The sequence below is a fragment of the Methylophilus sp. genome, from assembly GCF_008015755.1.
In the GTDB taxonomy this organism is placed as follows: domain Bacteria; phylum Pseudomonadota; class Gammaproteobacteria; order Burkholderiales; family Methylophilaceae; genus Methylophilus.
Genome location: NZ_SSGF01000020.1, coordinates 21,423 through 29,637 on the forward strand (window position 1 = coordinate 21,423; position 8,215 = coordinate 29,637).

The window sequence follows — 8,215 nt, forward strand, 5'->3', positions numbered from 1 at the left end:
AGTCAGCGTACGTTCGTATTGCTAAACTGCAATCATGAACGACGTTAATATAAAATCCAGCCCCAACACTGCCAGTGATGAAGAGACGACTGTCCTGGTCGTGGCTCGGCTCACGCCTTCGGCTGTTGGCGGAGCATCATAGCCTTCGAACAAGGCAATCATGGTACAAGCCACCCCGAACACCACACTCTTGAGTACACCATTCAGGATGTCATACTCCCAATCAACATTGGCTTGCATTTGCGACCAGAACGCACCTGCATCTACGCCTATTAATGGCACTGCCACCAGGTAACCGCCCAAAATACCGACCATGGAAAATAAGGTTGCCAGCACCGGCATGGCAATCACCCCCGCCCAGAAACGGGGTGCAATCACACGCGCAATCGGACTCACGGCCATCATTTCCATGGCTGACAGTTGCTCAGTCGCCTTCATCAAACCAATTTCAGCAGTAATCGCCGTGCCAGCACGCCCGGCAAACAACAATGCAGTCACCACCGGGCCGAGCTCACGCACCAGCGCGAGGGCGACCAACACCCCAATCGCCTCTGAGGAGCCGTATTTTTGCAGAGTGTGATATCCCTGCAACGCCAGCACCATGCCGACAAAGAAAGCAGAAACCAGAATAATGATCAGCGACAAGACACCAGTGAAGTAAATCTCACGGATCGTCAGACGAAAACGGCGGAAGCTTTCCCCAGAGGAAACCAGCGTCAGCCAAAACAAACGACCACCAGCACCTAAGCGCCAGATTTTATTGATACAGCCCGCGCCTAACTTGCTCAGCATGCGCTTTAATTTATGCAACACCATTAACGCGCCCCTCTTAACAAACTGGCGTGATACTCAGGCGCCGCGTAATGAAATGGCACCGGACCATCTTTTTCGCCATGCACAAACTGGTGCACAAACGGCAATTCGGATTTACGCAAATCTTCTGGGGTGCCCTCAGCAGCGACGACGCCATCTGCCACAAAATAGACATAATCAGCAAACTGGAAAGTTTCTTCCACGTCGTGCGTCACAATAATTGAAGTCGCGCCCAAAGCATCATTGAGGCTGCGGATCAAATCACATATGACCGCCATCGAAATGGGATCCAGACCGGCAAATGGTTCGTCATACATAATAATACTGGGATCCAGCGCAATCGCGCGTGCCAGCGCAATGCGCCTTGCCATCCCACCAGAGAGCTCGGTTGGCATCAAGGCATGCGCCCCACGCAAACCAACAGCGTTGAGTTTAAGCAACACCAGATCGCGGATCATGCTTTCAGGTAAATTGGTGTGTTCGCGCATCGGGAAAGCCACGTTTTCAAACACAGATAAATCGGTAAACAAAGCCCCGTGCTGAAATAACATGCCCATTTTGCGCCGCAAGCGATAAATCCCTTCGCGGTCTTGCTTGTGAACGACTTCGCCACCAACCTCTACATGGCCTTTCGTCGGTTTAAGCTGCCCACCTATCAGGCGCAGTAAAGTGGTTTTACCACTGCCGCTGCCGCCCATGATGGCAACTACCTTACCTTTAGGAAAGGTCATGTTGATGCCTTTATGCAACAAGCGGCCTTTATACCCGAAAGACAAGTCTTTAATTTCTACAATTGCGTTTGCCATAGGAAGTGGTTGATGTAAAACGGGTTCTATTCTAAAACAGAATATGTCTCATTCGTTGAATGTATCCGACATAAAACAAAAAGCCTGAAAAACCAGGCCTTTTGCGTCAAATTTATGTTGTATTCTACACTAAAAACTCATACAGACTAAGTAGGGTGTCGCGGCAGCCGGCGTGGCTACACCCGTCCCTGGCGTACCATTGACCACAATCCGCATCACGCCAGTATTGCCTGCACCATCATCCATCATGGTATCCAGCTGCTGGGCGTAGCGGCCAAGAATACCATCCGAACACATGGCATGCGCGGTGTTAAATGCCCCTGCCGTTACCGCAGTCAATGCGGCGACGCTGGTAACTCCCAATTGACCACCCTCACTATTGCGTGGGACATATTGCGGGCTGGCCAGTACAGTCGTGCCTGTGGCTAGTCCCGCTAGCCGCAAATGTTCCCATAGCAAAAATGATTCATCTGTGTTGGTGCCTGAATTCCAGTCGCCTTCAATTAAACCGTTTTGCGCTTGTCCATTGGTGCTCGCATTCGTACCGGCGACATGTGTCGCTGCGGCATGATCATCACCGGGTAACACACGAAACCTATCCTGGTAGCCATAAAAGTAAGTGGGTATATTTCTAAAATCACTGGCCAAACTTTTTACCTTGGCGTTGGCAATCAACTCCTGCCCTCGCATTACCCCGGCGAGTAACAACCCCGCAATCACCAGCACAATGGCCAATTCAATCAAGCTAAATCCGTGTTGCTTTTTCATTTTGAATCCTCCTGATACCGAATCATTGTAAGAAGTATGTCTGTGTCTACACCTCTCATGACTGGTGCAGGCAAAACAATACTAACATTAATTAATAACTATTAACAATAATTGCAGAGGAAGATATTTATAAAAGAAAACGGGCAGATGCATCTGCACCTGCCCGCGGAGTCAGCCGTACTTAACGCCTAAAGCGTGCCGTAAGAGTGCAGGCCACTCAAGAACATATTCACTCCAAGAAAAGCAAAGGTCGTAACGAGCAAACCGACCAGCGCCCACCAGGCCAGCACCGTGCCACGCAGACCCTTCATTAATCGCAAGTGCAACCAGGCGGCGTAGTTCAACCACACAATCAAGGCCCAAGTTTCTTTCGGGTCCCATGACCAATAACCGCCCCAAGCCTCCGCTGCCCACATCGCGCCCAGAATGGTAGCGATAGTAAAGAAGGCAAAGCCCACCGCAATCGCCTTGTACATTAAATCGTCCAGCACATGTGGTGCAGGCAAACGGCTGGTCAGCACACCGTGTTTTGACAGCAGGTAAGCACCAGCCACCATGGCCGCCAGAGAGAACGCGCCGTAACCAATAAAGTTTGCCGGCACGTGTATCTTCATCCAGTAACTTTGCAAAGCTGGCACCAATGGCTGAATTTCATTGGCATGACGGTCAAAGGTATACCAGAGAATAAAGCCGACCGCGGCATTAATCACTACCAAGACAAAGCCACCCAATTGGCGCGTGTTAAACAACTTTTCGTAATGCAGATAGAGCAAAGACGTGATCAGGCAAAATAGAATAAAGACTTCATACAGATTGCTGATTGGAATATGACCAACATCTGGCGCAATAAGATAAGACTCATACCAGCGCACCATAAGACCCACAAAGCCAAACAAAGTCGCTGCCCAAGTCAGGGCAGACGCTACTTTGGCCGTAAAAGCGGATTTCTGAAACAGCGCCAGCCAATAGGTCAGCATGGCCAACACGAACAAGACATTCATCCACATGACTGCAGACTGGCTCGCTAGCAAAAACTTCAGCAGGAAACGCTGCCCGCCATTCGCCAGATCACCCTGATAACTATACACGCCAATTAAACTGAGCACCGCCACGCCCAGCACCAAGCGCGCAATGGCCGACCAGCGCCAGCCAAGGTAACTAAACAAAGCAACCGCCGCAAACAAAAAGCTGACTTCATACACATCCATAAAGCCCGCATAACGCTGGTAAGAAAACAGCCCGCCCGCCAGCAGCAACACAGCATACACCCAGTCAAACTTGCTCAATGATTGCCAAAACGATGTTGGCTTTGATAATAATGATGTACTCATCGTATTCCCCTCTTCATTCCGTTAGACCGCGGTGTGCAACAATGCGGTTAATTGCTGTTGCATGCGTGCAAAATCTTGATCCAGATCCATATTTTTACGGTTAGATGACATCGCCAGCAACACTTCTTGCTGTGCAGGTTTGATCAATAACCACACGCGACGTTCCTTAATATAGAACATGGCAAAAATCCCAAGTACCAGCATCACCGAGCCAAAATAAACCCAGTTTTGACCAGGTGAGCGTGTCAATTGAAAGCCGCTGGCCTGTTTTAAAGTGTAATTGCTGAGCTGAAAATAATAGGGCGTGCCATAAAAGAACAAATCATTCATGGCGTTCAGGCTATCCTGAATAAACATCACTGTTTCCTGGTTTTCAGGCACAGGCGGCAACTGACGCTGAGCGCGACTCATCTGATAACCTTGCAGCGCTGCCCGGTTCAGCAATTTTAAATACGTTTGCGCCGCCTGCTCACGTTGATCTTTCGGCACGGCACTTTCAATAATCCGCGACAGCTCACTGTAGCCGCCGCGCTTGAATGTGACCAGCAAATGCTGCAGACTTTGCTCAAATTGTGCTTTCAACGCCGCATTATCGCCCGGCATTTGCTTGGCCACCGCGCTGGCAATGTCACGGATCGCCTGCTCGTTACGCAAGGTTTGGCGCAAGTGCATAAAGCCGTTGATTTCCAGTGCATCATCCGCCGGAATCCGCAAATACTTGAATTCGTCCTGCACTGTCTCACGCATGCCTGAGACAAAGTAAGAACGGCCATCCAACTGCAACGGCTGCATATAGCCCACGTATTCGCGCGCCTGACCGCTAGCATTACGCAGCTTTAATGTGGTGTTGGGGCCAACATTGTGTGGCTTGCCTTTGCCATCTGCAGACAAATTTAAAATATTAAACTGGCGGAACTCGTTAAATTCCACTGTCATTTTTTGCGCACCGTCGCCCAGCGAACCTTTTTGCGACACCACACCGTCCACATCATAACCATCCTGGCTGCTGGCGCTCAAATCCCACAATTTGAATTTGAGTTGCGAACCACCATCCTGAAAGTCGGATTGATAAATCGCAATACCTTTGTGAATGTAGGGATGATTTACACGTATCGTTGCCGCGATCGGTTTGCTCAACTCAGGATCAATGATCTCAATATCACTCTCGAATGACTTTGGCATGCCGGTCGCATAATGCTCAATGCGAAAATCCTTGAGTGCCACCGTAAATGGCAGGTCCTGCACCAGGTAGCCGTCACGCACGCGCACGAACGCCACATTATCGCGCTCACCTTCCGGCAAGGTCATATTGGCGCGGAATGACAGGTTATTTACACCCAGACGGCTTTCAGCAGGCACTTTGCGTGAAGAAATATCACGTGTCTCGATGGTCTTCCAGCCGAGCAACTCCTGCACCTTAAAAGGGAGATTGCCGTCCAGCAAACCCCCAAAACAAATCACGACAATCGCCACATGGGTAAAAATATAGCCTAGGCGCTGGTGCGTCCCCATTTTGGCGGCAATCAACACATCGCCATTCTCTTGCTGACGCGTTTTAAAGGTATACCGCCCTGCGCTTAAAAAGTCACTTAATTGCGTTTGTAGCGCCGCCACTGGCTGCGCAGTCGCCACACTCGCCTGGTGCTCAAACAAACGCAGCGATTTTTCCGTAGCATGCTCTTTATAGACCTGCCACTCCTTGATCATCAGTGGCGCATTACGGATCACGCACAAAGTCGTCGACACCACCAGAAACAGCAGAATGAGCAAAAACCAGGCCGCGTGGTAAACATCCAGCAAGCCCAACAACTCAAACAGCTCAAACCAGAACTGGCCAAACTTGACGATGTAGTTGGTATAAGGCTCATTTTGCTTGAGCACGGTGCCAATAATCGAGGCCACACCCAATAGCGTCAACAGGCTCACAGCAAAGCGCATCGAACTCATCAAATCATAAATGCGCTGCGATAAGGAAAGGGGAGCTTTCAAAACAATCTCTTTAAAATTGACTAGTTAAGTTGCACACAGAGCGGCCACCATACATTGCAATAACGCAATACGCGCACTTGTGGACGACATCTGCTGCAAAAGGTTGCATAGGCTGACAGTAAAAAAGGTGGCCGCAGCCACCTTTTTTCAATCAGTCACAACTAGCGCAAACCTTGGATGTAATCTGCAACAGCCTGCATTTCAGCATCACTCATTTTCGCCGCGATGGTCATCATCATTGGCGCATTGGCGCGCTCACCGGTGCGGAAAGTTCTCAATTGTTGCACCGTATAGTCTGAGTGCTGGCCAGCCAAGCGTGGAAACTGTTTAGGCAAACCGGCACCCGTGGCACCATGACAGGCCGCACAGGCAGGCACTTGCGTTGCCGCAATGCCACCGCGATAAATCTTCTCGCCCAAAGAGCCCTTGCCATTGCTTTTTGCCTTGGCCAATTTAATGCTTTGGCTAGAGAAATACTTGGCCAGCCCTTCCATATCCTCTTGGCTTAACGCACCCGCCATCCCAGACATCACCGCATTGGCACGCGTACCCTCTTTAAAATTGTTCAATTGCTTGAGCAAATATTCAGGATGCTGTCCCGCCAGTTTTGGGTTGGTGGTAATCACGCTATTACCGTCTGCGCCATGACAGGCCGCACACACGTTTTGCACGATTTTCTCAGGCCCGTTCACCACTGGCGCGGCCTCAGCTGTCGCAGCGTCCTCAGCAAACACTGGCTGCACACCCATGGCCAGTAGCACAAACAATCCAGCTTTAAAACTCTTTAACATCATTCTATGCCCCAACATTTTATTCTGTGTCATTTTATCAAACAAACCTTGTTCGTGATAGCATGCATAGCTGAATAGTCCATAAAACCTTGAGGCAACTCAACTTCATCATGCCAGTTTTTCAAAATGCCCGCTTTCATCTGTCGGCACACCATCTCCGCGACCTTCCTCCAGCCAGTGGCATAGAGGTCGCTTTTGCCGGACGCTCCAATGCGGGTAAATCAAGCGCGCTTAACACATTAGCCAATCATAATCGACTAGCATTTGTCAGTAAGCAGCCAGGCCGCACGCAATTAATTAACTTTTTCACGCTGGGTGACGACAAGCATCTGGTTGACTTGCCTGGCTACGGCTATGCCAAAGTGCCAGAAGCCATGCGCATGCATTGGCAAAATGTACTGTCACGCTACCTGAGCGAGCGCCAAAGCCTGGCCGGTTTAGTACTCGTGATGGATAGCCGCCACCCACTCACACCGCTAGACAGGCAAATGCTGGACTGGTTCTGTCCTTCTGGCAAACCAGTGCACGTATTACTGACCAAGAGCGACAAACTGTCTCGTAGTGAATCTACTATCCTGCTCGGCAAAATACGCAAAGAATTACACAGTGGCTGGGGCGAGCAAATCTCGGTGCAGTTATTCTCCAGCCTCAAAAAATTGGGCGTAGACGAGGCAGAAAAAGTCCTTGGAGAATGGTTTTTTGGCAACGAGCCAGAGACACCGGACGAAGCGGCCGCCAGCGAATAAAAAAAGCAGACATCGGTCTGCTTTTTTGTTTTTGCACGTCAACCATTACATCTTTTTAAATACCAGATCCCACACACCGTGCCCCAGCTTGAGACCGCGATTCTCAAACTTGGTCAGCGGACGATAGGCCGGTTTTTCAGCATAATCCACAGCCGTATTTTTCAGCTGCGGTTCGCCTTGCAACACCGCCAGCACCCACTCGGCATACTCCTGCCAGTCAGTCGCCACATGAATGTAAGCGCCCGCTTTCAATTTAGTGCAAAGCAGCTGTACAAATTCCGCCTGAATCAAACGGCGCTTATGGTGCCGCTTCTTGTGCCAAGGGTCCGGAAAGAAAATATGCACGCCATCCAACGAGCCATCTGCCAGCATATTCTGTAGCACTTCTACCGCATCATGTTGAATGATACGTATATTGTGAATATCGCCCTCTTGCATCAATTTGAGCAAGCTACCAACCCCAGGCGTATGTACTTCTACTGCCAGAAAATCAGCGTCGGGCAAGGTTTGAGCAATCTTAGCCGTGGCATCGCCCATACCAAACCCGATTTCAAGGATTTTGTGGCTATCAGCGCGGCCAAACACCTGGTTTATATCCAGCGCCTGATCGATATATTCAATGCCTAATGTTGGCCACGCCGTTTGCAATGCGCGCTCCTGGCCTTTGGTCAAACGCCCCTGGCGCAACACAAAACTACGGATGCGACGCTGATAAGGCGCTTCGGAAGATTCTGGGGTTAAGTCGATTTCAGTCATGGGGCGCATTATACTTTAAGAGCTTTTATTTACCTTATACAGCTTATTAATTTGAAATGCCTTTTTCGCCTGTAGGCGAGTCACTTTCTGGTGCTTGCCCCCAGAAAGTAACCAAAGAAGAGGGCACCCAGCCATCACGGCCTAAAGGCTCCCTTGCGTTGCTCAACAAAATAAGCCTGTCACGAAACTCGCCCTAGCAGTTTGCACACTACGCA

General features: G+C 50.0%; 8 protein-coding genes. 1 reads left to right on the forward strand and 7 read right to left on the reverse strand.

The annotated features are described in order from the left end of the window. Positions 1-21: 21 nt before the first annotated feature. The 6 genes from mlaE to E6Q52_RS08850 form a co-directional block, all read right to left on the reverse strand. Positions 22-816: a lipid asymmetry maintenance ABC transporter permease subunit MlaE gene (gene mlaE / locus E6Q52_RS08825; RefSeq protein WP_292821170.1), complete on the reverse strand. Its 795-nt coding sequence runs from the start codon at positions 814-816 to the stop codon at positions 22-24. After that, positions 816-1,619 (reverse strand): ABC transporter ATP-binding protein, encoded by an 804-nt coding sequence (locus E6Q52_RS08830; RefSeq protein ID WP_292821172.1) that lies wholly within the window; start codon positions 1,617-1,619, stop codon positions 816-818. Before E6Q52_RS08830 ends, mlaE begins: the two co-directional genes overlap by 1 nt. Before the next feature lie 129 nt (positions 1,620-1,748). After that, on the reverse strand, positions 1,749-2,387 hold the full coding sequence (locus E6Q52_RS08835) for a type II secretion system protein (protein WP_292821174.1): 639 nt from the start codon (positions 2,385-2,387) through the stop codon (positions 1,749-1,751). Between the two features lie 188 nt (positions 2,388-2,575). Next, positions 2,576-3,718 (reverse strand): c-type cytochrome biogenesis protein CcsB, encoded by a 1,143-nt coding sequence (gene ccsB / locus E6Q52_RS08840; protein ID WP_292821176.1) that lies wholly within the window; start codon positions 3,716-3,718, stop codon positions 2,576-2,578. Between the two features lie 21 nt (positions 3,719-3,739). Next, positions 3,740-5,656 (reverse strand): cytochrome c biogenesis protein ResB, encoded by a 1,917-nt coding sequence (locus tag E6Q52_RS08845; protein ID WP_292821184.1) that lies wholly within the window; start codon positions 5,654-5,656, stop codon positions 3,740-3,742. A 212-nt stretch (positions 5,657-5,868) separates the two neighbouring features. Next, entirely contained in the window at positions 5,869-6,501 is a 633-nt protein-coding gene (locus E6Q52_RS08850; protein ID WP_292821178.1) for a c-type cytochrome, read from the reverse strand. Positions 6,502-6,608: 107 nt separating this feature from the next. On the opposite strand from E6Q52_RS08850, the gene yihA reads away from it, so the two are divergent. Further along, complete coding sequence (gene yihA, locus E6Q52_RS08855; protein WP_292821180.1) at positions 6,609-7,244, forward strand: ribosome biogenesis GTP-binding protein YihA/YsxC; 636 nt, start codon at positions 6,609-6,611, stop codon at positions 7,242-7,244. A 45-nt stretch (positions 7,245-7,289) separates the two neighbouring features. Here yihA and trmB read toward each other — a convergent pair whose 3' ends face one another. Then, on the reverse strand, positions 7,290-8,000 hold the full coding sequence (gene trmB / locus E6Q52_RS08860) for a tRNA (guanosine(46)-N7)-methyltransferase TrmB (RefSeq protein WP_292821182.1): 711 nt from the start codon (positions 7,998-8,000) through the stop codon (positions 7,290-7,292). Between the last annotated feature and the right edge of the window lie 215 nt (positions 8,001-8,215).